The following is a 24331-nucleotide window of genomic DNA, read 5'->3' as shown; positions in this document are numbered from 1 at the left end:
TTACTGCCTTCGGCTTTTATATTGTTCGTATAGTCTGAATATTTCAATACAGATTTTATCAATAAAGGAAATGCTAGATTTATTCTTCCGCATTGTTCCAATTGTAGATGGCACGGCAGCGCGATGTAATAAATTTGGTTTTATACAATAGGTGTGAATGCCATGCTTGTATGTTTTTTCCATAAAATCATCAACAGGTTCAACAATATGCTTTGATGCATCAATAAATTTTTTTGCGGCTCTAGGTGTAATGATGTATCCAATTGTACCACAACAACGAGAATTATATTTACCAATGTAATAACCGTCAAAAATTTCTTTTATTATTTTAAATTTTCTGGGTCTGGTCGCTGCAAGCTTAATATAATCATATTCTGATGCAAGTTTAATTATTCGACTAAATGAATCAAAAAAAACGTCATCAATTTCACAATTATCTTCCAAGACGATTATAGGCTTATTTAGTTGGGCACATTTTTCCCATGCTGTAATATGAGTTGAGAAACATGCGATTTCACTGTCCAAAAGTACATACCCAAATCTTTTTTTTGTGATTTCCGGTTGGCTCCTTTCTTTGTATAGAAAATCGCTCTCAGCTGCATCAATTGCAGGGAAAAACTCGACGTTAATACGATTATTTATTAACTTAATCATACGTTCTCGCCTTTCAATAGAGCGAGGCAGGTTTAATATTATGACTTTCATAGATAATTGACTAAGTGCTTTATGCTGATAGATACAGAGCTTATTTTAGTATGTGTAAAACGAGTGAAATCTGCTTTTACAATGTTCTGTTTTTTATTGTTGACTATTTCTGAAATAGCAGCAGACAAATCGGAGTCGTTGTTTATTAAAGTAATACGATTGTTTTTTTTCATTTCATCTATAATGAACTGAAAATTAAAATAACTAGGCCCTGTGATCACTGGCACGCCAAGCGCCGCAGGTTCGAGTACATTATGGCCGCCTACTTTATCACCTAACAAGCTGCCGCCCATAAAACAGACATCGGCTGCACCGATTAGAGTGAGCATTTCTCCCATGGTATCACCAAGATAAACTTGAGTTTGCTCGTTGACAGTTTCACTGCCTGTGCGACGAATGATGTGGAAGTTCTGCTGCTGACAAAGCGTGAATACATCATCAAAACGTTCAGGGTGGCGCGGGACTAAAATGAGCAGTGCATTGGGGTGCGCTTCAAGTACCTGCCGATGCGCTTCAAGCACTTGTTCATCTTCACCTTTGTGTGTGCTCGCGGCAATCCAAATTGGACGCGTTAGTCCTAATTGTTGGCGCAGTGCTTTCCCTGCGGCTTTAGTCTCATCTGAAATTTGAATATCGAACTTGATGGAGCCCGTGACATGCAGTTTTTCTGTTGCTACGCCAAGACGCGCAAAGCGATCAGCATCCGCTTGTGATTGGCAAAGAATCTGGCTGATCTGTTTGGCGATGAGTTTAAAAAGCGGCTTGATTTTGCCGTAGTTGCGACAAGATTTTTCAGATAAGCGCGCATTGAGAATGGTAATTGGGATCTCTTTTTTTGCTGTGAGCGTCAAAAGATTTGGCCACAGCTCCGTTTCCATGATTAGCAGCGAGCTTGGGTTGATGCGTGATAAAAAGCGCTTCACCGCAAAAGGAAAATCCAAAGGTGCGTAACGGTGATGGAGCCGTTGTGCTTGGTCTTCGCTTTGCTTTTGAAGCTGCTGTTGAATTTTTGCGATTTCTGCAGCGCCCGTGGTGGTGGTGGTGGTGACCAATAGGTGGCGCGTCGGATATTGTTTTAGTAGCTCAATCATTAAAGGCTTTGCAGCAATAGCTTCGCCCACAGAGACCGTATGCAACCAAATAGGCTTTTGATGATTCTCAGTGCACGCTTTGACGTTGCCAAAATGCTCGACCCAGCGTGGACCGATGGCGGGTTTATTCGGCCGCTTGCGATACAGCCCAAATAATAAGATTGGGCTAATCAGGCTGAGTAGCAGGGTATATAAAAAGCGAATCATGCTTTTTCTGCCAATTTTTTCAGTGATTCAATCACGCGCTGCGGTTCAAGTTCAGTCAGACACTTTAAATGACCGTAGGGGCATTCGCGTTTGAAACAAGGGCGGCATTCAATATCGGTATGTACCATGGCGAACTCTTTTGCCAGTGGCGGTGTATATTTGGGTGAGCTTGAACCATAAACGCCAACAAGCTGACAGCCCACAGCAGCGGCAACATGCATCAAGCCTGAATCATTACTCACTACTTGTTCACAATGCGCAATGAGGTCAACGGCTTCAATAAGGCTGGTTTGACCGGCTAAATTAACGCAATGGGTCTGCTGCTCAGGTGTGAGTTGATTGCGAATCGCATCGCATACGGGGCGATCTTTGGCTGAGCCAAATAGCCACACTTGCTTGCCATGCTCGATTGCATCGCGCGCCACCGCGGCATAGTGCTGTTCAGGCCAGCGTTTTGCTGGGCCAAACTCAGCGCCAGGGCAAAGTCCTAATGTTGGACGCTCATCACTTAGTTGATGTGCTTGCATGGCTTGTTGCTGCTGCTCTGTCGTGCTTGTGAGCAGCGGGGTTAAGCATGTTTCAAGGTGTACGGTTGCAAGCATGGTATCTTTTGAATGCGCCAAGGCGACATAGCGCTCAACCATATATTGAAAGACCTTACGATTTGGTCGTAAATCATTGAGCAAACCGTAGCGCATTTCTCCTTTCCAGCCAGTACGAGTTGGGATGTTGGCAAACCATGGGATCAATGCAGATTTCGCTGAGTTAGGTAACACATAAGCTTGGCTATAGCCTTGTTGGCGTAGCGATTTACCTAGTTGGTAGCGAGTTTTAAGATCAAAAGCGCCATGGCCTAGTGGCATCTCAATCGCCTGATTGACTTCAGGCATGCGTGCCAAAATGGGTTTACACCAGCCTGGAGCCATTACATCAATTTGTGCATTTGGATGAAGGCGTTTGAGCTCACGGTAGAGGCTCTGCGACATCACCATATCGCCGACCCATGATGGACCAATAACCAAAATTTTCACGGATAACGACTCCTTGCGTGATGCGTCTTTGATTCGAGGCACCGAAACTGGTATGAATTTTCTCTAGATAACCTTCGAATTGTAATGTTAGGAAGAGGGGAATTCAAATAGATTGGGTTTAATTTTCGATTTGGTCAACGTCTATTTGTTTGTATATCACAAATAGTATGAGTATATTATTACAACTAGTGTTACAGGTTTATTTTGTTGAGAATAACTGTGTGTAAGTTTTATTATTATCTTCGGTGTGTTCCTAAATCTTTATTTTTTAATTTTTATTATTTACCATTTTTAATGGCAATCAGAATGCCAATTTTAGTCTGTCACCGTACAAAATTTGACAAGTTAGGGGGGCGGGTATCAATTCCTGCAGATGCTAAATTTGGAAAAATTCGACTTGGATTTGGTCAGGTTCAAATTGCTGATAATCGATATTCACGGTTTATCTGGTCTTTAAAAAAGAACGCACAGGTTAGTTTTGGTAATAGAGTTAAGATTGGTACGGGTTGCCGCTTGTATGTTTCTGGCAAGTTGAGCTTTGGTGAACGGTGTAATTTTAGTGGTGAATCATCTATTGTATGTGCGCGTGAAATTACCTTTGGTCAAGGTTGCTTGGTTTCATGGAACACATTGTTTATGGATACGGATTTTCACCCAATCATGGACGAGAATGGCTCTCGATTAAATGAAAATCGTAGCATTAACATTGGTAATCGAGTGTGGGTTGGTGCAAAAGCGACAGTGATGAAAGGGGTTGCTCTTGGCGATAACTCCGTTGTTTCTGCAGGTGCTCATGTGGTTTCCTCTTATCCTGCCGAAGTGATCTTAGGGGGGAATCCTGCGAAAGAAATCGGAACTATGATGAACAAGTATTTTTCCGATTAGTGTACATAACGCCGCATATTACGGCGTTATGCTAATAGCGAATGGAACCATCCGGCGCACTGCGCAGAATATTCAAAATCCACATATATTGCTCTGGTGCATCGCTAATAAAGGTTTCAATTTGTTTGGCCATGCGCTGTGCATCATTATGCTCGTCGCCCGTTGGAAAATCTGTGAAGGGCGGGTCGATGCGCATGGTAAATTGACCGCTTTGCAAATCATAACCTGGCATCAATGGCACGACTGTGGCGCCTGAAAGGCGGGCTAGTTTACCAAAGCCTTTTAAAGTTGCTTTTTCAGTGGCAAAAAAAGGCACAAACTCACTTTGCGCTGGGCCATGATCTTCATCCGGTAAGTAATAAGCCATGTAACCCTCTTTGATAGAGCGAATAAACGGCTTAATCCCCGCATCACGTGGAAATATACGGCCACCATACTGCATACGCTGACGATGCATCAGCCAATCAGCCATTGGGTTTTTCTGCGGACGAATCATTGCCAACATCGGGTAGCCTTTGCTGGCAAAATAGATCGCAGGAATATCAATGGGCCAAGTGTGTGGTACCAGCAAGATGATCTTCTCACCTCGCTCTAAAAGTGGCATCAAGTGTTGCTCACCTTCAATATGGGTGATGCGATCAAGATGTTTGCGTGAGCGAATCCAAAGCGCGCAAAAGCTCAGCGCCATGGCACAAGCGACATGATAGCTTTGACGCAGCAGCTCTTTTCTTTGCGCTTCCGTTTTTTCCGGAAAGCAAAGTTCAATATTCACCATGGCGCGACGTTTAGCTAGGTTGTTGAGATTAACCAAGCGATTGGCTATTTTCCCAGCGAGCCAGCGGCGAAAAGCCAATGGCGTTAGGGATATCAATACACCGAGTGGAATCGCCAGCCATACGCCCCAAAATTTGGGCTGTAAAAATCGCCATTCAAAGGTGGGATTAAAAAGTTTTGAGTCTGGATTGGAATGCATAGAAAAGGGGAGGAGCATGGCTCCTCCATTATCTTATTTGTTGATGATCGCCATATATTCCGCAACACCTTCAGCAACGGACTTGAAGCTTTCGCTGTAACCTGCGGCGCGCACTTTCGTTAAATCAGCCTGAGTGAAGGCTTGGTAACGACCTTTTAGGTGCTCTGGGAATGGAATCTCTTCCACTTCACCTTTGCCATGGAATTTGATCACGGCGTTGGCGACTTCGCGGAACGGTTCGGCATTGCCTGTACCACAGTTAAAGATGCCTGAAACGCCGTGTTGCCAGAACCAAAGGTTCATTTTGCATACGTCACCGACATAAACGAAATCACGCTTAAAGGTATCGCTGCCTTCAAACAGTTTTGGATTTTCGCCTTTAAGAATTTGACCATTCAAGTGAAACGCGACAGAGGCCATGCTGCCTTTGTGTTGTTCGCGTGGGCCATAGACGTTGAAGTAACGAAAACCTGTAATTGGCGATAGTTTTTCACCATGCGCTTCGGCATCAAGCCATAGGCGGCGAACATAATTATCAAACTGCTGTTTAGAGTAACCATAGACATTTAGTGCACCTTCATAGGGACGCTCTTCAATAAAGTCATGGTCGCGGCCACCGTAGGTCGCAGCAGATGATGCGTATAGGAATGGAATTTCGCGCTCAAGGCAGTAATGCAGCAACTCTTTTGAGTACTCATAGTTGTTGTGCATCATGTATTTGCCATCCCACTCAGTGGTTGCAGAGCAAGCACCTTGGTGGAAAACCGCTTCAATTGGGCCGAACTCTTCACCAGACATGATTTGAACCAGAAAATCTTCTTTGTCCATATAGTCGGTGATGTCGAGGTCCACTAAGTTGGCAAACTTGGTGCCATCTTTTAGGTTGTCGACCACTAAAATATCGTTGAAGCCTTGCTCGTTCAGCGCTTTAACCAAGTTGCTGCCGATCATGCCGGCGCCACCAGTGACAATAATCATACTTCTACCTATTCGCCAGAAAATGCGTTGCTGCGACTATAGCATTGAAGCGTCAGGCAAACCATATTTTGACCAGTAACTTTGCTATCAGAATAGTGATGATTGCGTGCCATATATAGGGATAGAAGAACTGGCGGAGGCGGTGAAATTTCATGATAAACTGACGATTCAATTTTACGGGATGCCAATCGTCATGAGTACCAAACAGCGCATTTTGGATGCCGCGCTTCAATTGATGAATGCACGCGGAGAGCGTGCCATTACCACTAACCACATTGCCGCTGAGCTCAATATGAGCCCTGGTAATCTCTATTATCACTTTCGCAACAAAGAACAGATTTTGGCGGCAATTCTACGCCAATACAGTGACGATCTTCTTAGCCACTTTTCGCCGCAGGACAGCCAGGCCAGTACCGTGGCACACATGTCTGACTATTTTGATGCGTTGTTTATGCTGATGTGGCGCTACCGTTTTTTCTACGCCAACTTGCCTGATATTTTGAGTCGTAATGAGCAAATGCAGCAAGATTACGCGCAAACTCAACGCACACTCTCAACGCAAATTACCGCCTTGGTCGAGTCTGCGCGTGCTGAAGGTTTGATTGAGCTGCGTAATGATGATGTAGATGATTTTGTTGCGACTTTGAAGATTGTTGCGTCAAGTTGGATCAGCTATCACAGCGCGCAATGTGGTGGCAGTATTGATAAAGCGGTGATCTCCGCCGGTGTAAAACATCAACTTGGGGTCATTCGACCTATCGCGACAGATGCGGGACGTCGCTATATTGCTCAGCTAGAACAAAAATACCGAGATCAGGATCAATAAGGCTTCGTTGTCATATCGACACCCAAAGCAAAAGCTCCTTAAAATGCGGCTTTCTACCATATAACACGCCACGCAGTGAGAATATGTGCAAAAATTATGCTAAATCACTGCGTCTTTGGAGTACGCAATGTCTGCCGCATTTTATCAACAGCTCGAGCAACAGCTCGCGCAAGTCAAAGCCGATGGTTTGTATAAATCAGAGCGCACCATTACCTCTGCTCAACAAGCACAAGTTGCCGTTGGTGAGCAGCAAGTTCTTAATTTTTGTGCCAATAACTACTTGGGCTTAGCCAATCATCCGGCGCTGATAGCTGCTGCAAAAGCAGGTATGGACAGCCATGGTTTTGGTATGGCATCGGTTCGTTTTATCTGTGGTACGCAGGATGCGCACCTGAATCTTGAGCAAAAAATCTCAAGCTTTTTGGGTATGGAAGACACCATTCTTTACTCATCTTGTTTCGATGCCAACACAGGTCTTTTTGAAACCCTGCTTGATGGTGAAGATGCGATTATTTCGGACGCATTGAACCACGCCTCGATTATTGATGGTGTGCGTCTATGTAAAGCGCAGCGTTATCGTTATGCTAATAATGATATGGCTGATTTGGAAGTGCAGTTGCAAGCGGCTGATGCTGCAGGTGTGCGCCACAAATTGATTGTTACTGATGGCGTGTTCTCTATGGATGGGGTGGTTGCAAATCTACCTGCTATTTGTGATTTAGCTGATAAATATAACGCGCTGGTGATGGTCGATGACTCTCACGCCGTGGGCTTTATGGGCGCCAATGGTCGTGGTACTCACGAGCATCATGATGTAATGGATCGCATCGATATTATTACGGGTACTTTAGGCAAAGCCATGGGCGGCGCTTCTGGCGGTTATACCTCAGGGAAAAAGGCTGTCATTGATTGGCTTCGCCAGCGCTCACGCCCTTATCTTTTCTCCAACTCACTGGCGCCAGCCATTGTGGCGGCTTCAACCCGAGTGATTGACCTGCTTGCTGAAAGTGGTGAGCTGCGCGATAACCTATGGCGCAATGCAGCGCATTTCCGCCGCCGTATGAGTGACGCTGGATTTCAGCTTGCAGGTGCCGATCACGCGATTATTCCGGTGATGCTAGGTGATGCGAAATTAGCGGCTGAGTTTGCTGATCGCATGCTTAAACGCGGTATTTATGTTGTTGGTTTCTCGTTCCCAGTGGTGCCACGCGAGCAAGCGCGTATTCGCACGCAAATGTCTGCTGCGCATACTATGGTGCAACTCGACTTTGCGATTGATGCCTTTATTGCTGTGGGTAAAGAGCTTGGGGTGATTGCATGAGTATGAAAGCCCTTGCCAAACTGAAAGCGGAACCGGGGATTTGGCTGACCGAAGTGGATGAGCCAACTTTGGGTCACAACGATCTGCTGATTAAAATTCGTAAAACAGCCATTTGCGGCACCGATGTGCACATCTACAACTGGGATGAGTGGTCGCAGCGTACCATTCCTGTTCCCATGGTTGTGGGTCATGAATATGTCGGTGAAGTGGTGGCTATGGGCCAAGAGGTGCGCGGTTTTGCTATTGGCGATCGCGTCTCTGGCGAAGGTCATATCACCTGTGGGCATTGTCGTAACTGCCGCGCAGGTCGTACGCATTTATGCCGTAATACCGTGGGTGTGGGTGTGAATCGCGAAGGTGCTTTTGCCGAGTATCTGGTTATTCCCGCCTTTAATGCCTTTAAGATTCCTGAAGGTATCAGTGATGATCTTGCTTCGATTTTCGACCCATTTGGTAATGCAGTGCACACTGCGCTGTCTTTTGATTTAGTCGGTGAAGATGTACTGATTACTGGTGCAGGCCCCATTGGTATTATGGCTGCGGCGGTGGCACGTCATGTTGGCGCACGCCATGTGGTGATCACCGATGTCAATGAGTACCGTTTGGATCTAGCGCGCCAAATGGGTGTGACCCGCGCGGTGAATGTGGCCAATACCGATCTAAAAGATGTGATGACCGAGCTGGGAATGACTGAAGGCTTTGATGTGGGTCTTGAGATGTCAGGTGTACCTTCTGCATTTAATAGCATGCTAAGTAACATGAATCATGGCGGTAAGGTTGCGCTACTTGGCATTCCACCATCTGATATGGGCATTGATTGGAATCAGGTCATTTTTAAGGGGCTGATCATCAAAGGAATTTATGGCCGTGAGATGTTTGAAACTTGGTACAAAATGGCCAGCTTGCTGCAATCAGGTTTAGATATTAGCCCGATTATTACCCATCACTATGCGATTGATGATTTCCAAGCGGGTTTTGATGTGATGCGCTCGGGTCAATCAGGCAAAGTGATTTTGAACTGGGATTGATCACGCGATTTGCACAATAAAAAAGCCGCATAAAAATGCGGCTTTTTTGTGGCTTGTAATCTGTCCTAAATCAGAACTTAGAAAGTAAAGATGAGTTGCGCAGATGCGCCATAGCCGTTATCTGTACTATATTGCCCCGCCAAATCAATACCAAAGGCACCAAATGGGTGCAGGCCAATACCAGCTGTGAGCATGCTGCCTGCATCGGTTAGGCTCGCAGCGTAACCTGCGCGAAGCTGCGCCCAATCCCAAGCGTTGAGCTCAGCACCGAGGCGAACATATTGGGTGCTGTAATCGATCTGCTCAAAGTACTTGGTTTCGTTTAGATCCACATCAAGGTTCAACTGCAGCCAGCTGATGTCATAGCTTGCACCTAAGGTGAATTTTGGTTCAACCACATAGGTGGCATCGCCATCTAGGTTGTTCTCGATGGATTGCTTGATCAAGTTACGGCCCGCAAGCGCGATGGTGATGCTATCTGTCGCTTGGTAGCTTGCACCTAAATCAAGGTTAAAGGTGCTCTTGTCATTGCCGTTTTTGTCGTAATCAAAATCATCGATTTCAAAATCAGCAGGTGTCCCACCGTAGTTGATCATATAAAGGGTCTGCATTTTTGGCGTGATACCCACAGAGAAGTGGTGATCTTTCACGTCAAAAGCTTTACCCATGGCTAGACCAATATCTAAAGTACCGCCGGCAAGGCCACGAACCGTTGAGTTCATCTGATTTGCCACAGGCGTAAAACCCGCGCCAAAGTCACGGCTATCAATATGCGTTTGTGCAAAGACATTGGTTTGGTTTTGGACAAACAATGCGGTACTTAGATATTGGTTTGGAATGGCGATAGCCATACCCACATTAAGGTTTACAGCGACAGTGGAATTATCGAGTGCTTTTAGCGCCGCATCCCACTCATCCTTGTGACCCGGCGTGTACTCTTTATCGATGTCTTGGAAAGTATCTAGTTTATTGAGTAAGTCGTTTTGATCAGACGCACTTAGGCCAACACTTGGAAAGAGCAGGCCGACATCATCGCTGTCATCGTAATTGGTTAGCTGTGCTGGGTTATAGAAGGCAGCGGTAAGATAGCTTGCTGATGCAACGCCAGTACCACCCATCGCCATACTGCGGCTATCATAACCAATGGCGGCTTGAGAACTGGTTGCAACGAGCGTCATTGCACCGACAAGCGAGAAAGAAAGTGCGCGTTTCATTGAAAATTCCACTATTGATAATTCTTATATTAAATGCCCATATTTTTGGGTTTATATAAGTAATGGCGATGTATTTCAATGTATTGCGGGAAAATCGTGATCGAGATTGGGTTCGAGGGCGTTTAACGACGTTTGAGCCAAGCGATAGGATCCACGGTGTTGCCGTGGCGGCGAATTTCAAAATAGAGGCTTGGACGCTCTTGGCCGCCACTATCGCCAACTAGTGCCACAGCTTCGCCAGTTTTGACTAAATCGCCAGTATTTTTCAGCAAACTTTGGTTGTAGCCATAAAGGCTCATATCGCCTTTACCGTGGTCAAGCACCAGCACTAAACCATAGCCGCGTAGCCAGTCAGCAAAGACCACCTTACCACCGCGAATCGCTTTGACTTCACTGCCTGCTTTACCGGCAATCACCAAACCTTTCCAGCGTTGTTGGCTGGTTTGCTGTTCACCATAGGCATGCAGTAATCGACCTTTGATCGGCCAGTTGAGCTTTTTGCGATAGCGCGCCAAGCCATCCATGCGTACTTGGTTTTTCTGGGCGTGTTTTGCAGCGGCCGATAGCTGCGCTTTCAGCGCATTTTCACTGGAGCGTAACTGCTCAAGATAGCTGTCGCTATCTTTGACGGTTTCGCGCATTTTGGCCAAGGTGAGTTTGCGTTTGCGCTGCTCATTATCAAAGTTACGACGTTGGTGTTGTCGCTGATTCAATGTTGCTTGGTGACTCGCTCGTTTCTCAGCAAGCTCGGCACGTTTGTGTTCAAGACTTTGGGTGGTTTGTGCCAAGTCCTCGATCACTTGTTGGCGAGCTTGCCCCAATAGTTCGGCATAGACCGACATGCGATCAAGCTCTGCTAAATCTTGCTGTTTTAAAAGACGCTTAATTTGGCTGTCGTGGCCATTGCGATAACGGGCATTGAGGAGTTCGGCCAATAGGCGTTTTTGGTCGCTCAATGAGACTTCTAGCTCATCAAGCTGTTGTTCGAGTTGATTCATCGATTGGTTGAGCACGCGAATATCTTGCTCTGCCTGACGAATCGCCTTGGCCGATTGGCTCATACTGACTTCATGTTTTTTGAGGTCGGCTTCCAGTGAGGCTAAGGATTTTTTCTGTGTGCCAACCAGGCTTTCTTGTCGCTTGATCTCTTGTTGCAGACCATCGAGCTGGCTTGCCTTGGCTTGGGGCGTGATAAATTGCAGGCATAACAAAACGCCAGCGCATAATGCGCTGGCGCTAATTCGTTGTCTAAAACAATTCATCACCCGCATGGGGAAAGATTATTTCAGATCAAACAGAGCCTTACCAGTCATCTCTGCAGGAATTTCCATATCCGCGAGAGAAAGCATGGTTGGCGCCAAATCAGAAAGCTTACCGCCTTCTTTCAGTGCCAAGTTTTTGTCACCGACGTAGATCAATGGAACAGGCAAGTTGGTGTGCGCAGTGTGCACGCCGCCAGTTTCAGGGTTGATCATCATCTCTGCGTTACCGTGGTCGGCAGTGATCAGAAGCTGACCGTGTACTTTGTTGATCGCTTCAACAACGCGACCGATACAGTGGTCAACCGCTTCACAAGCTTGAACCGCAGCATCGTAAACGCCAGTGTGGCCAACCATGTCGCCGTTTGGATAGTTACAGATGATCATGTCGTAGTTGCAGCTTTCAATCGCAGCAACCAGTTTGTCGGTTAGTTCGCCAGAGCTCATTTCTGGTTGTAGGTCATAGGTCGCTACTTTTGGTGATGCAACCAATGAACGCTCTTCACCGTTGAACTCATCTTCAACGCCACCGTTGAAGAAGAAGGTCACGTGCGCATATTTCTCTGTTTCAGAGATGCGAAGCTGCGTTTTGCCTTGTTTCGCCAACCACTCACCCAAGGTGTTGGTTAGATTTTCAGCAACGAATGCTGCAGGTAGGTTGATGTCAGCGGCGTACTCAGTCAGCATCACGAAGTTCAATGCTGGGAATACGTTACGAGCAAAACCATCAAACTCAGGCAAGAAGGTGCGAGTGATTTGACGCGCACGGTCAGCACGGAAGTTCATGAATAGAACTGCGTCGCCATCTTGCATTGCTGCACTTTCTTGATCTGCAGTGCGAAGTTCAGTTGCTTTCACGAACTCGTCGTTCTCGTCGCGAGCATATGCAGCTTCTAGGCCTTCAACAGCGCTATCAAAGGTGAACTCAGCCTTCGCTTCAGTTAATAGCTCATAGGCTTTTTGTACGCGATCCCAGTTGTTGTCACGGTCCATTGCATAGTAACGACCGATCAAAGATGCGGTGCGGCCTTTGCCTAATTTTGCAAAGAGTGCATCGAAACGCTCAAGTGATGCTTTGGCGCTACGTGGTGGGGTGTCACGACCATCAAGGAAGCAGTGTAGGTAGATTTTTTCCGCGCCACGTGCGGCTGCCATTTCAACAGCGGCTGCGATGTGGTTTTCATGGCTGTGTACGCCACCAGGAGACATCAGACCCATGATGTGAACTGCTTTACCAGCGGCTACAGCGCTGTCCATTGCTTTTGCAATCACTTCATTGGTTTGGAATTCGCCGTCTAGGATCGCTTTGTCGATACGAGTCAGGTCTTGATAAACCACGCGACCTGCACCGATGTTGGTGTGACCGACTTCTGAGTTACCCATTTGGCCATCTGGTAGACCAACGTCCATGCCTGATGCAGAAATCAGGGTGTTTTTACCATCAACCATTAGGCTGTCTAGTACCGGTGTTTTCGCGTTTGCAACGGCGTTGTTCGCGGCATCTTGGCGGTAACCCCAACCATCTAGGATCACCAAAGCAAGTGGTTTTTTCGCCGACATAACCTGTCCTCTCGTAAGATAAATTAAAATCGAAAGCGTTAAATTAGCGTAATTTTACTACAGGTTGGTGGTAAAACTGTAGGCAAAGATCAAACAAAATCGCGCTGCTTTCGCCTTGATGTTGTTCACTTTATTCATATCACTGCTGCAACATGAATGAAATTGAATATTTGCTATTGGTATAATAGGTGGGGACGAAGATGGGTGTGATCAAGGTCACTGCCCTCGTGAGCGTGCTAGCGGAATCGCAAATGCACACTGTACTTGCCAGTATGGCAGGGTATACTCAGACTCCTTTTTAGGCGATGGTTATCTACGCGAGAAATAACAATGCAAGACTATATTTCATTCTTTCAAGCGCATCCGGTTTGGTGCATGGCGTGGTTGGGTATTTTCGTAGCCCTGATTCACACCACCATTAAGATGAAGATGGCGAAATACCATTTCGTTGATCACAACGGTTTGTCGCAGCTGATCAACCGCCATGATGCAGTGGTGTTCGATCTACGTACGCGTGATGAGTTCCGTCAAGGCCATATTGCGAACGCGATCCAAGTTTTGCCAAGTGAAATCCAGCAAGGTAAGAACACCTTACTTGAAAAATACAAGCAGACCCCCATTATCCTTGTGTGCAGCAGCGGTATGGCAGCGGTGAAAAGCGCTGAAGATTTGACCAAAGCGAACTACGAGCAAGTTTTTGTTTTGAAAAATGGCCTAGCCTCATGGCGTGAAGCCAATATGCCGCTAGTTCAGGGTAAAAAGTAAGTTCAAAACAAATCGATTTTGGCTGACGGATGGTCAGCGTTTGATGTCCGCAAGGGCAGTTTAACAGATGAAGGAATGTACCCATGGCTGAAGCAGCAACCCAAGAAGCGCCACAAACTCCATTTCAAATTCAACGCGTGTATCTAAAAGACGTGTCATTTGAGGCGCCAAACTCTCCTGAGGTTTTCCAAAAAGAGTGGAAACCTGAGATGAATCTCGATCTTGATAGCCAAAGCCGTGAGTTGGGCGAAGATGTCTATGAAGTGGTATTGCGTGTGACTGTGACTGTGAAAAACGACGGCGACACTGCATTCCTATGTGAAGTACAACAAGCGGGTATCTTCACTGCGAAAATGGAACCACAACAACTCGCGCACTGCTTGGGTGCATTCTGTCCAAATATTTTGTTCCCATATGCACGTGAAACCGTTGCAAGCTTGGTGAACAAAGGTTCTTTCCCACAATTGAACCTTGCGCCAGTGAACTTTGATGCTTTGTTCATGAACTTCATGCAACAACAAGCAGCAAAACAAGCGCAAGAAGAAGCACAAGCCTAATGAATAATTGCACCTGTGGCAGTAATGTTGCCATCACAGTGGTGGGTGCCGGCTCTTACGGCACCTCTCTCGCGATTGCTTTGGCCCGTAATGGCGCCAAAGTGATGATTTGGGGGCATGAGGCGGACCATATGGCTCGCCTACAAGCTGACCGCTGTAACCAAGAGTTTTTACCTGGTGTTCCTTTTCCTGAGTCATTGATTGTTGAGCCTGATCTCGCAACCGCCATGGCCGCGAGCCGTGATGTGTTGGTCGTAGTACCAAGCCATGTGTTTGGTTTAGTGCTTAATCAACTCAAGCCCCATCTTCGTGCAGATGCACGTGTATGTTGGGCGACCAAAGGTCTTGAACCCAATACTGGACGCTTGCTACAGGATGTAGCCTACGATGTGTTAGGCCATGAAATACCGCTAGCGGTGATGTCTGGCCCAACCTTTGCGATGGAGCTTGCGGTGGGGATGCCAACGGCAATCTCATTGGCTTCAACCGATGCCCAATTTATGCAGGATCTGCAGGAATTCGTGCATTGCAGCAAGAGCTTCCGTGTCTACAGCAACAATGATTTTGTTGGCCTGCAATTGGGTGGCGCGGTGAAAAACGTGATTGCTATTGGCGCTGGGATGTCTGATGGCATCGGCTTTGGTGCCAATGCGCGCACTGCGTTGATCACTCGAGGTCTGGTTGAAATGTCTCGCCTTGGCGCGGCATTGGGCGCAAAACATGAAACTTTTATGGGGATGGCTGGTCTTGGCGACTTGGTCCTGACTTGTACTGACAACCAATCACGTAACCGCCGCTTTGGCATGGCCCTTGGTCAAGGCAAAGATGTGGATACTGCGCAGGCAGAAATTGGTCAGGTGGTTGAAGGTTATCGTAACACCCAAGAGGTTTGGCATTTGGCTGAGCGTCATGGCGTCGAGATGCCGATTGTTGAGCAGATCTACCAGGTGCTTTACCAAGGCAAAGATGCGCGTCAAGCTGCGCAAGATTTGTTAGCTCGTGAAAAGAAAAATGAACTGAGCTAAATTTAGCGTATGCACCGAATGTAACAACGTGGTTCAGTCTCTGAATCGCGTTGTTTTTTTTTACCAGCAAGTTAAAGTGTGAAGCAAAGAACAAATTCACACCAAAGGAAGCCTGAATGTCAGCGTCGCTGCAAGCCCAAGTGTGGCAAGCCATTACTCAAGAAGCGCGAGAACAAGCCGAGCAAGAGCCGATGCTTGCGAGTTTTTATCATGCCACCATTATTAAGCATGATAATTTGGCGATGGCGCTGAGCTACATTCTAGCCAATAAGCTTGCGACGGTTTCTATGCCAGCGATGGCGGTGCGCGAGGTGGTCGAAGAGGCTTTTCGTAATCGCCCAAGCTTGGTGGAAGATGCCGCGGCAGATATTTCAGCTGTGGTCACGCGCGATCCTGCGGTGGCGATGTATGCGGTACCGCTTTTATACCTCAAAGGTTTTCATGCACTGCAAGGCTACCGTGTTGCCAACTATTTGTGGCACCAAGGGCGCGCGGCATTGGCGGTGTATCTGCAAAACCAAATCTCGGTGAGCTGTCAGGTGGATGTCCACCCAGCGGCGCGCATTGGCCGCGGGATTATGTTTGACCATGCTACAGGGGTGGTGATTGGTGAAACGGCGGTGGTGGAAGATGATGTCTCCATTTTGCAAGGCGTCACCTTGGGCGGTACGGGCAAAGAAGGCGGCGATCGTCACCCGAAAATTCGTGAAGGGGTGATGATTGGGGCAGGTGCGAAAGTGCTGGGTAATATTGAAGTGGGTAAGGGGGCTAAGATTGGCTCTGGTTCCGTGGTGCTACAAGCGGTACCACCACATACCACAGTGGCAGGCGTACCAGCGAAAATTATCGGTCGCCCTTGCTGTGAAAAACCATCGCTTGAGATGGACCAAGATTTTAATGACCCTTACCACACCTTTATGGCGGGTGATGGTATTTAGGCTTTTTGATTGAATGATAAAAACGCGCTCAAGGGCGCGTTTTTTTATGGCATTTATTGCTCTGTAAAGCCTTAACGACGTTTTAACACGGAGGTGTTTTCTGCTTTGCTCGGTTCTGGCTTTTCCAATTTCACAGGTAAGCGTACCTGTACAAATAAACCACCTTCACTGCGATTGGCGAGATGAATGTCACCGCGGTGCTGCTCAACTATGCGCTGCACGATGGCGAGCCCTAAACCACTGCCTTGACTGCCGCGCGCTTGATCGCCGCGGGTAAAAGGTTGCATCAAATGCTCTTGCAACTCATTGGGGATTCCAGGACCATCATCTTCAACGGTAAACCACATGGATTTGCGATCGGCTGAAATACCCGAGCTTAAGCGAATCCAGCCACCACCATAGCGAATGGCATTGGTCACCAAGTTGGTAATCGCCCGTCGAATCGCCACCTGATTGCCGTAACAAGTTTGCTCAAAATCGGCCAGCTGCAAATCAAATTGCGCGCCGTAGTTGGCTTCTGAATGGGCAATTTCATTGAGCAGTTGATTGAGTGAAAAATGGGTATGCTCAAGGGAGCTGGTGGCACGCAGATAATCACTAAACTGGCTGATAATCTCGTTGCACTCCTCGGTATCCTTAATGATGCTATCGGCAAGATAATCATCTTCCAGCCCCATCATCTCCGTGGCAAGGCGAATACGGGTCAGTGGGGTGCGTAGATCATGGCTGACCCCAGACAGCAGCAGTGCGCGGTCTTGGTCGAGTTTTTTTATCCCCTTGGCCATTTGGTTAAAGGCGAGGGTTACTGCGCGAATTTCTGATGCGCCGCGTAGCGGCAGTGGATCCGGGTGTTCACCGCGACCCACTTGCTGCGCGGCTTTTTCTAGAGCGACAAGAGGACGGTTTTGCCAACGAATAAAGGCCCAACCGCCAGCGATAATAATCAGCGCGATAAACAGGCTATAGCGAAACAGTGGAAAGAAGTCGTTTTCGGTGATTTGCGATAGTGGTACCTGCATCCAATAACCGGGCAGGGCATCACTTTTTAGCCATAGTTCATAGGTGCCATTATGCAGGGATAGGCGCACCTCGGTTGGCGCACCAAGCTGCTCGGCCATGGAATGACTCAGATAATCAATGGCGGTGGCATCTTGAAAGCGCTGGTGATCCTCACCACCCGCTTGCTGGTGGGCCAGATGTTCACTTTCACTGTGTAGGGTGATGCCGAGTTTCTCGAGTAGTGCGCGGCGTGTTTGCGGTGCAATGGAGATGATTTGCCCCTGCTCGTCGACGCCGAAATCATCAGCCTGCATCAGTTGCACTTCATAGGCGATGATCTGATTAAATTGCTTAAGGCTGGGCAACAGGGCAAAGCGAAACATCGCCAAGTAGGAAAGAAGCTGACTACTGATCAGCAGAAAAGCCAGCAAAATTAAGGTGCGCGCAAAGGTGCTGCGCGGCGATAGATGCATTAGGCGCTCTCACCATCAGGGACAAAGACATAGCCCAATCCCCAAACCGTTTGAATATAACGCGGGCGGCTTGGGTCTTCTTCAATCATGCGGCGCAGACGAGAAATTTGCACGTCGATGGAGCGCTCCATGGCGGAGTATTCTCGGCCGCGAGCCATATTCATCAGCTTGTCGCGTGACAATGGCTCTTTTGCATTGGTGACTAGTGCTTTTAGCACCGCAAACTCACCTGAGGTGAGTGGCATCGGCTCACCTTGGTGGAACATTTCGCGGGTGCCGAGATCAAGGCTAAATTCACCAAAGCTCACCACTTTACTTTGCGCGCTTGGTGCGCCGGGGGCTTCCACCACTTGGCGGCGTAGTACGGCGCGAATGCGGGCGAGTAGTTCGCGTGGATTAAAGGGCTTGGGCAGGTAATCATCAGCGCCCACTTCAAGACCCACAATACGGTCAATCTCATCGCCCTTGGCGGTGAGCATAAGAATGGGCAGCATGTTGCCTGCATGGCGCAGACGACGGCAAATGGATAGGCCATCCTCACCGGGTAGCATCAGATCCAGCACCATTAAATGAAAGGTTTCGCGGCCCAATAGGCGATCCATTTGTTCGGCGTTGGCGACGCTGCGAACTTGGAATCCTTGCTCTGATAGGTAGCGTTCAAGCAAGCTGCGCAGACGCATATCGTCATCGACGACTAAAATTTTATGATTTTCTTGTGCTTGCGTCATGAGTCTCTCTCCAATCCATGATCAGGCTTTACTATACCCTGCGCCGAGTCCGTTGCATGGTCAATTTTGTTACCGATTATGTCCTTGATATGGGCTTATTCTGCGCTGGGATTTACAGCAAATGGGTTGTCGCCACCCACTTGGTAGGATATGTGGTTGACCCACCATTCGCGGTTGCCTTCTGGCGTGCGCACCACAAATTCCTCATCCATCTCTTTTTTCATTAGCGCACGCGCCATGGGCGCATCAATGGAGATGTAATCATTGCGGCCATAGATTTCATCGGGGCCGACAATGCGAAACTGGCGAATATCACCGGCGTCATTTTCAATCTCCACCCAAGCGCCAAAAAACACTTTGCCTTCTTGATCTGGATGGGGATCGACCACGGTGAGCTCAGGAAGGCGTTTACGCAGGTAGCGAACGCGGCGATCAATTTGTCGCAGCAGGCGTTTATTAAAGGTGTAATCAGCGTTTTCAGAGCGATCGCCAAGGCTGGCAGCCCAAGTGACAATCTTGGTGATTTCTGGGCGTTTTTCAAACCATAAGTGGTCATGTTCCGCCGCTAGTTGGTTATAGCCTTCGCGAGTGATGAGGTTGGTTTTCATGCAATAAGTAGCAGCTATGTTGACTGCTTTCACGGTACAAGAGGTGGTGAATTTTGTCGAGTTTCCTGTGCTTGAATCGCCGCCAACTGCGATGTTCTGTGACCCCCGCCAAAATTGACTTTTGAATGACTTTCTCCATGATGAAGGCAACGTATACTCGCGCCATTGCACAAGACTTACATTGCAGGATGAAAATAGGCTCTATGCAAACTTCTATTTCCCAACAAATTGCGCAGGAGCTGTCGGTTCATGCGCGCCAAATTGATGCCACCATTGCGCTACTTGATCAAGGTAATACGGTGCCTTTTATCGCGCGTTACCGGAAAGAGGTCACGGGCGGTTTAGATGATACTCAGCTACGAACGCTGGCGAGCCGTCTGACTTACCTGCGTGAATTTCATGATCGCCGTGCAGTGATCATCGCTTCCATTACTGAGCAGGGCAAGATGACCGATGCTTTGGCCAAAGCCATTGCCATGGCTAGCAGTAAGACTGAGCTTGAAGACCTTTATTTGCCATATAAACCGAAACGTCGCACCAAGGGACAAATGGCCATTGAGGCAGGGTTGCAACCATTGGCCGATGCGCTTTGGCAAAACCCTGCGTTGGATCCTGAGCAAGAAGCGCAAGCTTATCTCAATGCTGAATTGGGATTTGCTGATAGCAAAGCGGCGTTAGATGGCGCGCGCGCCATTGTGATGGAGCAGCTGGCAGAAGATGCGTCACTGATTGCCAAATTACGTCGTTATCTCGAGCAGAATGCGCAGCTCAAAGCCAGTGTGGTGGAAGGTGCGGAGCAAAGCGGTGCTAAGTTTAAAGATTACTTTGAGCATCAAGAAGCTTGGCACAGTGTGCCATCGCACCGCGCTTTAGCGATGCTGCGTGGTCGTAATGAAAATGTGCTGACCTTGAACTTGGTGGTGGATTTTGACAGCGAGCGCCACCCTTGCGAGCAGATGATTCTCGAACACTGTGAGATGCGCCTAGCTGGACAACCAGCCGATCGCTGGCGCGCACAGGTGGTGACTTTTGCATGGCGCGTGAAGCTCTTTACCCATTTAGAAACTGAGCTGATGAGCCGTTTGCGCGACCAAGCAGAAGCGGGGGCCATTGATGTCTTTGCAGACAACCTTGGCGATTTGCTGATGGCAGCGCCTGCGGGGCTAAAAACCACTATGGGTCTTGATCCGGGTTTGCGCACTGGGGTGAAAGTTGCCGTGGTTGACGGCACTGGCAAGCTATTGGCGACCGATACCATCTATCCGCATCAGCCACAAAAACAGCTCGCCCAATCAGCAAAAACTATCGCGGCTTTGCTTGAGCGTTATCAGGTGGAATTGATTGCCATTGGTAATGGCACGGCGTCGCGTGAAACTGACGCTTTTGTTGCGCAGTTACTGAAAAATAGCGGCCATAAAGCGCAAAAAGTGATGGTCAGTGAAGCGGGCGCATCGGTTTATTCCGCGTCTGAACTGGCAGCCAAAGAGTTTCCAAACTTGGATGTGTCGCTGCGAGGGGCGGTGTCGATTGCTCGCCGCCTGCAAGACCCATTGGCCGAGCTGGTGAAAATCGAGCCTAAAGCCATTGGTGTTGGTCAATATCAGCATGATGTCAGCCAAAGTCAGTTGGCGCAGCGTTTGGATGCCGTGATTGAAGACTGCGTGAACAAAGTGGGCGTCGATGTAAACAGTGCTTCGGCTGCATTGCTTACGCGCGTGGCGGGTTTGAATGCCACCATTGCTAGCAATATCGTGGCCTATCGCGATGAAAATGGCACCTTTAACTCGCGCAGCACTCTGAAAAAAGTGCCACGTTTGGGGCCAAAAGCCTTTGAACAATGTGCTGGATTCTTACGTGTGATGCAGGGCAAGAACCCGCTGGATGCCTCTGCAGTGCACCCAGAAGCCTATAGCGTGGTGACTGCGATTGCCGATAAAACTCAGCTTGATGTGGGCGCCTTGATTGGTAATAGCTCGGTGCTCAAAGCGCTCAATGCCGATGACTACACCAGCGAGGCTTTTGGCCGCCCAACGGTATTGGATATTATCAGTGAACTGGATAAGCCTGGGCGCGATCCACGTCCGGCCTTTACCACGGCGCAGTTTGATGATGCGGTACATGAAATCACTGATCTCAAACTCAATATGGTGCTTGAAGGGGTGGTGACCAATGTGACCCATTTTGGCGCTTTTGTGGATATCGGCGTACACCAAGATGGTTTGGTACATATCTCGGCGCTCAGTGACACCTTTGTCAAAGATCCGCGTGAAGTGGTGAAAACCGGACAAATCGTCAAAGTGAAAGTGATGGAAGTGGATGTGCCACGCCGCCGCATTGCGTTGTCGATGCGTATGGGTGATGAAGCTGGGCAAGCACCTGAAAAAACGGCGCCATCAGCACGTAGCGAATCAGGACGAAGTGATCGCGAGCGCCGCGTTGCCAATCCGCAAGGGCAGCGTAGTCATCAATCGCGCGCGCCATCGTCATCGCCACTGCAAGGTGCCTTTGCCGATGCGTTTGCCAAGGCTAACCAGCGCAAGCGATAGTTTGGATTGAATGATTCATTGCATATGGAAACCAATAAAAAAGAGCCCATGGGCTCTTTTTTATTGCGTGAATACCAGCATTAGTCAGTGAATCTAGAGAATCATCAGCATTTTGCTTTCAACATTTGGGCTGGTGGAATAGTTGTAATGATGATCGATAACCACGCGGCGCTGGGCCATGACGTTGCCTCGATCAATGGCTTCAAGCAGTTTGATTGGGAATTTGTAGGTCATGCAGTAGCCGCCATCTTGGCAGTCGCAAAAGCCGCTGGTCAGTAGGGTTTGCAGCAGAGCAAGGGCATGATCTTTTTCATAGGGATTGGGCACACCGGAGCGCTCGTCAATGACTGGCTCCTGTTCATATTCAGGATGCTCGCTGGGATCCCATCCTTGGCGCTTACGTTGCTTCTCTTTTAGAGTCACAGCGCTGTCCGATTTGCTTTTTGCCAGCTCGGCTGGTGGCACAATTTTCTCGCGTGTGCGATTGTCCCGCGCGGCCTGTTCCGTTGGCGGATTAATGGTCGGGGTTAAAACCGGCACATTAATACTGCTAGGTGATAAAAGCATGCTGATGTGATCTCCCACCATCAGCCTATGGCATGACTCCAATGAGCCATGCCACAACAAAAGACGGTTATACCACCATTAAAAGAATACCGCCGACGGTTGCCGCGGCAGATAAAAATTGCCCTGCGGTGTAGTACTCGTCGTTATTCTTTTTCACGTCTTCTGGGTGATCCATCCCAAGCGCGCCATAGGTAAATGACTCGAGATTATTGGGTTTCTCACCGGCTGCTGTTTGTTGTTCCGTTGGTTGTTGCTTTGCGCTTATCGGCGATTTAGCCATGAGCGCAGGATTCGCATTGGTTTGCGCGTCGCTTTGTACCATAGGTTTTTGCCTAGGTGAGAACGGTTTTGCATACATTGCGTAATTTTGTCCAACTCCATGAATGGTCATTGGGCCTCCAAGTTTAGAAGGTGACCTAAATATGCTATCGACCAAAGATCGGCAAACTTAAGTCATCGTTCACAACAAACGGGTGGCAATGATTACTCGTTCACAAACTGCTTCAGCTGTTTGACGAATGCCTCCGCCTCACTAATAAAAGGCGCATGGGAGGCATGGGCAAACACTTGCCGTTGCGATTGTGGCGCGAGTTGATCTGTGGCCACCACAGAGCAAGCGGGAACCAGCGTATCATGCTGACCATAAAGGCGAAGCCATGGTGGTTGAAGCTGCGCCAGCTGGCTACGGAGATCGCAGCGGGCAAGCAGTTCTAAACCAAGAGTAAGCGCTTGATGATCAGGCATGGTCTGATTCTGAATTGCAGCCCTGAGTTGCTTTACATCTTGCCTTGCCGTTAGGCTGCCGAGGGCTTGTAGACCCACAAAGCGCGCCAAGGTGGCGGATGGATTGTGCTCAAGATCTGCAATAAATTGCGCCAAAATACTTGGGGCAACCCCTTGCCAGTCATCGTTTGCCGTAAAACGCGGTGAATGGGCTACTGTAATGAGGCCCAAACAGCGCGTGGGCTCAAGTAAAGCCGCTTGGGTGGCGACCAAGCCACCGAGCGACCAACCGAGCCAATATGCGGCAGACGGTGATAATTTAAGCAAGTGTGATGCCAAATCGAGTAAATTATCAGCAGAAACTTGCTGGTGCTGGCCATAGCCCGGTAAATCAAGGCATTGCACATCGAAGTGCGATTCAAGTAAGGGCAGGAGTGGACGCCAGACTTGGCTATCAAGTCCCCAGCCATGAATTAAAACGAGGGCGGGGCGAGGGTTGGACTGAGCCATCTATACTCTTCCTTGAACACAATGGAGGTGGTCATGAGTCTAGCGCGAATAACCCGATGGATAAATGCACATACTGGGCAAAGCTGCTTATTTTGTCGGTTGCCCATATCCGTGCCAGTCAAGACAGCGCCATCATCGATGCCCATTCTATCTACTGTGCTATGCGGCCATTGCCAACCTTTGTTGGCTCAGCGTTCGCGTTGCATGGGCTGTGCATTACCGCTGCCCGTGGATCAGATAAAGGGCGGACTCAATTTGTGCGGTGGCTGTTTAAAGCGGCCGCCGATTTGGCAGCGGATGACCGTGGCTGGGGAGTATCATGGGATCTGGGCGAGCCTATTGGCGCAATATAAGTTTGAACGGCGCTTTTGGTTGGCGCAGCCGCTCAGTGCATCAATTCCAGTGCCAAGTGAGCGACCTGATTGGTTGATGCCGGTGCCCATGCATTGGAAAAAGCGTTGGTTGCGCGGCTTTAATCAAAGCACGCATTTAGCTTGGCAGCTCAGTGACCGCTGGCAGATTCCGCTATGGCAAGGGATTCGATGTTGCCGCTACACCGCCACTCAGCACCAGCTCAATGCGCAATCGCGGCGGCGAAATTTAAAGCAGGCCTATCAGCTCAAAGGCGCGGTGCCCAAGGCCCACATTGGTATTGTGGATGATATTGTCACGACGGGCACGACGGTTAGTGAGCTTGCCAAATTATTGCGCCGACATGGGGCCACGCAAATTTCTGTGTATGCAGTGGCAAGAACGCCACCACCCAGTGATTCGACTGGGCGCTAAAATGACGTATGATGCAAATGAACGCCAT

The 24331-nt window shown here is 48.4% G+C and carries 24 protein-coding genes; 10 read left to right on the top strand and 14 right to left on the bottom strand.

From position 1 onward, the window contains the following. From L9P36_RS12900 to waaF, 3 genes are read right to left on the bottom strand one after another with little or no spacing between them, the layout of a single operon-like run. Nucleotides 1-705 carry a glycosyltransferase family 25 protein gene (locus L9P36_RS12900; RefSeq protein ID WP_290368699.1) on the bottom strand — a complete coding sequence of 235 codons (705 nt, stop codon included), beginning with the start codon at nt 703-705 and terminating at the stop codon, nt 1-3. Continuing rightward, complete coding sequence (gene waaA / locus L9P36_RS12895; RefSeq protein WP_237467667.1) at nt 702-2003, bottom strand: lipid IV(A) 3-deoxy-D-manno-octulosonic acid transferase; 1302 nt, start codon at nt 2001-2003, stop codon at nt 702-704. The genes L9P36_RS12900 and waaA overlap by 4 nt, the downstream gene beginning before the upstream one ends. Then, complete coding sequence (gene waaF, locus L9P36_RS12890; RefSeq protein WP_237467665.1) at nt 2000-3034, bottom strand: lipopolysaccharide heptosyltransferase II; 1035 nt, start codon at nt 3032-3034, stop codon at nt 2000-2002. Before waaF ends, waaA begins: the two co-directional genes overlap by 4 nt. 306 nt (nt 3035-3340) lie before the next feature. Between waaF and L9P36_RS12885 the strand changes: the two genes are divergently transcribed. Then, nucleotides 3341-3919, top strand: a complete 579-nt coding sequence (locus L9P36_RS12885) for an acyltransferase (protein ID WP_237467656.1) — start codon at nt 3341-3343, stop codon at nt 3917-3919. 31 nt (nt 3920-3950) lie between these two features. Here the strand turns inward: L9P36_RS12885 and lpxM are convergent, their stop codons facing one another. Beyond that, nucleotides 3951-4910, bottom strand: coding sequence for a lauroyl-Kdo(2)-lipid IV(A) myristoyltransferase (gene lpxM / locus L9P36_RS12880; RefSeq protein WP_237467654.1), 960 nt, complete (start codon nt 4908-4910; stop codon nt 3951-3953). 15 nt (nt 4911-4925) lie between these two features. Beyond that, nucleotides 4926-5870 carry an ADP-glyceromanno-heptose 6-epimerase gene (gene rfaD, locus L9P36_RS12875; RefSeq protein WP_237467652.1) on the bottom strand — a complete coding sequence of 315 codons (945 nt, stop codon included), beginning with the start codon at nt 5868-5870 and terminating at the stop codon, nt 4926-4928. A gap of 193 nt (nt 5871-6063) precedes the next feature. On the opposite strand from rfaD, the gene L9P36_RS12870 reads away from it, so the two are divergent. From L9P36_RS12870 to tdh, 3 genes are all read left to right on the top strand, one after another. Then, nucleotides 6064-6696 (top strand): TetR/AcrR family transcriptional regulator, encoded by a 633-nt coding sequence (locus L9P36_RS12870; RefSeq protein ID WP_237467650.1) that lies wholly within the window; start codon nt 6064-6066, stop codon nt 6694-6696. Nucleotides 6697-6823: 127 nt separating this feature from the next. Next, entirely contained in the window at nt 6824-8017 is a 1194-nt protein-coding gene (locus tag L9P36_RS12865) for a glycine C-acetyltransferase (protein ID WP_237467649.1), read from the top strand. Further along, nucleotides 8014-9045, top strand: a complete 1032-nt coding sequence (gene tdh / locus L9P36_RS12860) for an L-threonine 3-dehydrogenase (protein WP_237467647.1) — start codon at nt 8014-8016, stop codon at nt 9043-9045. Before L9P36_RS12865 ends, tdh begins: the two co-directional genes overlap by 4 nt. 77 nt (nt 9046-9122) lie before the next feature. On the opposite strand, the gene L9P36_RS12855 is transcribed toward tdh, so the two are convergent. The 3 genes from L9P36_RS12855 to gpmM all read right to left on the bottom strand — a co-directional run bounded on the left by L9P36_RS12855 (nt 9123) and on the right by gpmM (nt 13078). After that, a complete protein-coding gene (locus tag L9P36_RS12855; RefSeq protein ID WP_237467645.1) occupies nt 9123-10259 on the bottom strand; it encodes a conjugal transfer protein TraF in 1137 nt (378 codons plus the stop codon). 122 nt (nt 10260-10381) lie between these two features. Beyond that, nucleotides 10382-11521: a peptidoglycan DD-metalloendopeptidase family protein gene (locus L9P36_RS12850; protein ID WP_237467643.1), complete on the bottom strand. Its 1140-nt coding sequence runs from the start codon at nt 11519-11521 to the stop codon at nt 10382-10384. Nucleotides 11522-11539: 18 nt separating this feature from the next. After that, nucleotides 11540-13078, bottom strand: coding sequence for a 2,3-bisphosphoglycerate-independent phosphoglycerate mutase (gene gpmM / locus L9P36_RS12845; protein WP_237467641.1), 1539 nt, complete (start codon nt 13076-13078; stop codon nt 11540-11542). 330 nt (nt 13079-13408) lie between these two features. Between gpmM and L9P36_RS12840 the strand changes: the two genes are divergently transcribed. The 4 genes from L9P36_RS12840 to cysE all read left to right on the top strand — a co-directional run bounded on the left by L9P36_RS12840 (nt 13409) and on the right by cysE (nt 16363). Then, on the top strand, nt 13409-13843 hold the full coding sequence (locus L9P36_RS12840; RefSeq protein WP_237467631.1) for a rhodanese-like domain-containing protein: 435 nt from the start codon (nt 13409-13411) through the stop codon (nt 13841-13843). 83 nt (nt 13844-13926) lie between these two features. Beyond that, on the top strand, nt 13927-14400 hold the full coding sequence (gene secB / locus L9P36_RS12835; RefSeq protein WP_237467629.1) for a protein-export chaperone SecB: 474 nt from the start codon (nt 13927-13929) through the stop codon (nt 14398-14400). Next, entirely contained in the window at nt 14400-15425 is a 1026-nt protein-coding gene (gene gpsA / locus L9P36_RS12830; RefSeq protein ID WP_237467628.1) for an NAD(P)H-dependent glycerol-3-phosphate dehydrogenase, read from the top strand. The genes secB and gpsA overlap by 1 nt, the downstream gene beginning before the upstream one ends. A gap of 116 nt (nt 15426-15541) precedes the next feature. Continuing rightward, nucleotides 15542-16363, top strand: coding sequence for a serine O-acetyltransferase (gene cysE, locus L9P36_RS12825; RefSeq protein ID WP_237467626.1), 822 nt, complete (start codon nt 15542-15544; stop codon nt 16361-16363). A 71-nt stretch (nt 16364-16434) separates the two neighbouring features. On the opposite strand, the gene envZ is transcribed toward cysE, so the two are convergent. The 3 genes from envZ to greB form a co-directional block, all read right to left on the bottom strand. Further along, the gene (gene envZ, locus L9P36_RS12820; RefSeq protein WP_237467625.1) at nt 16435-17835 is read right to left on the bottom strand and encodes a two-component system sensor histidine kinase EnvZ; all 1401 of its coding nucleotides are present in this window, start codon (nt 17833-17835) and stop codon (nt 16435-16437) included. Next, nucleotides 17835-18563 (bottom strand): osmolarity response regulator transcription factor OmpR, encoded by a 729-nt coding sequence (ompR, locus tag L9P36_RS12815; protein WP_237467623.1) that lies wholly within the window; start codon nt 18561-18563, stop codon nt 17835-17837. Before ompR ends, envZ begins: the two co-directional genes overlap by 1 nt. A 95-nt stretch (nt 18564-18658) precedes the next feature. Next, nucleotides 18659-19171: a transcription elongation factor GreB gene (greB, locus tag L9P36_RS12810; RefSeq protein ID WP_237467615.1), complete on the bottom strand. Its 513-nt coding sequence runs from the start codon at nt 19169-19171 to the stop codon at nt 18659-18661. A 203-nt stretch (nt 19172-19374) separates the two neighbouring features. Here greB and L9P36_RS12805 point away from each other — a divergent pair, with 203 nt between their 5' ends. Further along, a complete protein-coding gene (locus L9P36_RS12805) occupies nt 19375-21717 on the top strand; it encodes a Tex family protein (protein WP_237467613.1) in 2343 nt (780 codons plus the stop codon). A gap of 93 nt (nt 21718-21810) precedes the next feature. Here the strand turns inward: L9P36_RS12805 and L9P36_RS12800 are convergent, their stop codons facing one another. The 3 genes from L9P36_RS12800 to bioH all read right to left on the bottom strand — a co-directional run bounded on the left by L9P36_RS12800 (nt 21811) and on the right by bioH (nt 23517). Then, nucleotides 21811-22284, bottom strand: coding sequence for an ATP-dependent Lon protease (locus tag L9P36_RS12800; protein ID WP_237467609.1), 474 nt, complete (start codon nt 22282-22284; stop codon nt 21811-21813). A 67-nt stretch (nt 22285-22351) separates the two neighbouring features. Then, the gene (locus L9P36_RS12795; protein ID WP_237467940.1) at nt 22352-22675 is read right to left on the bottom strand and encodes a hypothetical protein; all 324 of its coding nucleotides are present in this window, start codon (nt 22673-22675) and stop codon (nt 22352-22354) included. Between the two features lie 92 nt (nt 22676-22767). Further along, nucleotides 22768-23517 carry a pimeloyl-ACP methyl ester esterase BioH gene (bioH, locus tag L9P36_RS12790; protein WP_237467607.1) on the bottom strand — a complete coding sequence of 250 codons (750 nt, stop codon included), beginning with the start codon at nt 23515-23517 and terminating at the stop codon, nt 22768-22770. 138 nt (nt 23518-23655) lie between these two features. Here bioH and L9P36_RS12785 point away from each other — a divergent pair, with 138 nt between their 5' ends. Next, on the top strand, nt 23656-24303 hold the full coding sequence (locus L9P36_RS12785) for a ComF family protein (RefSeq protein ID WP_237467605.1): 648 nt from the start codon (nt 23656-23658) through the stop codon (nt 24301-24303). Nucleotides 24304-24331: the final 28 nt, after the last annotated feature.

The sequence above is a fragment of the Vibrio stylophorae genome, from assembly GCF_921293875.1.
GTDB classification, from domain to species: Bacteria; Pseudomonadota; Gammaproteobacteria; order Enterobacterales; family Vibrionaceae; genus Vibrio_A; species Vibrio_A stylophorae.
This window is presented reverse-complemented; position numbering and strand designations above follow the sequence as displayed.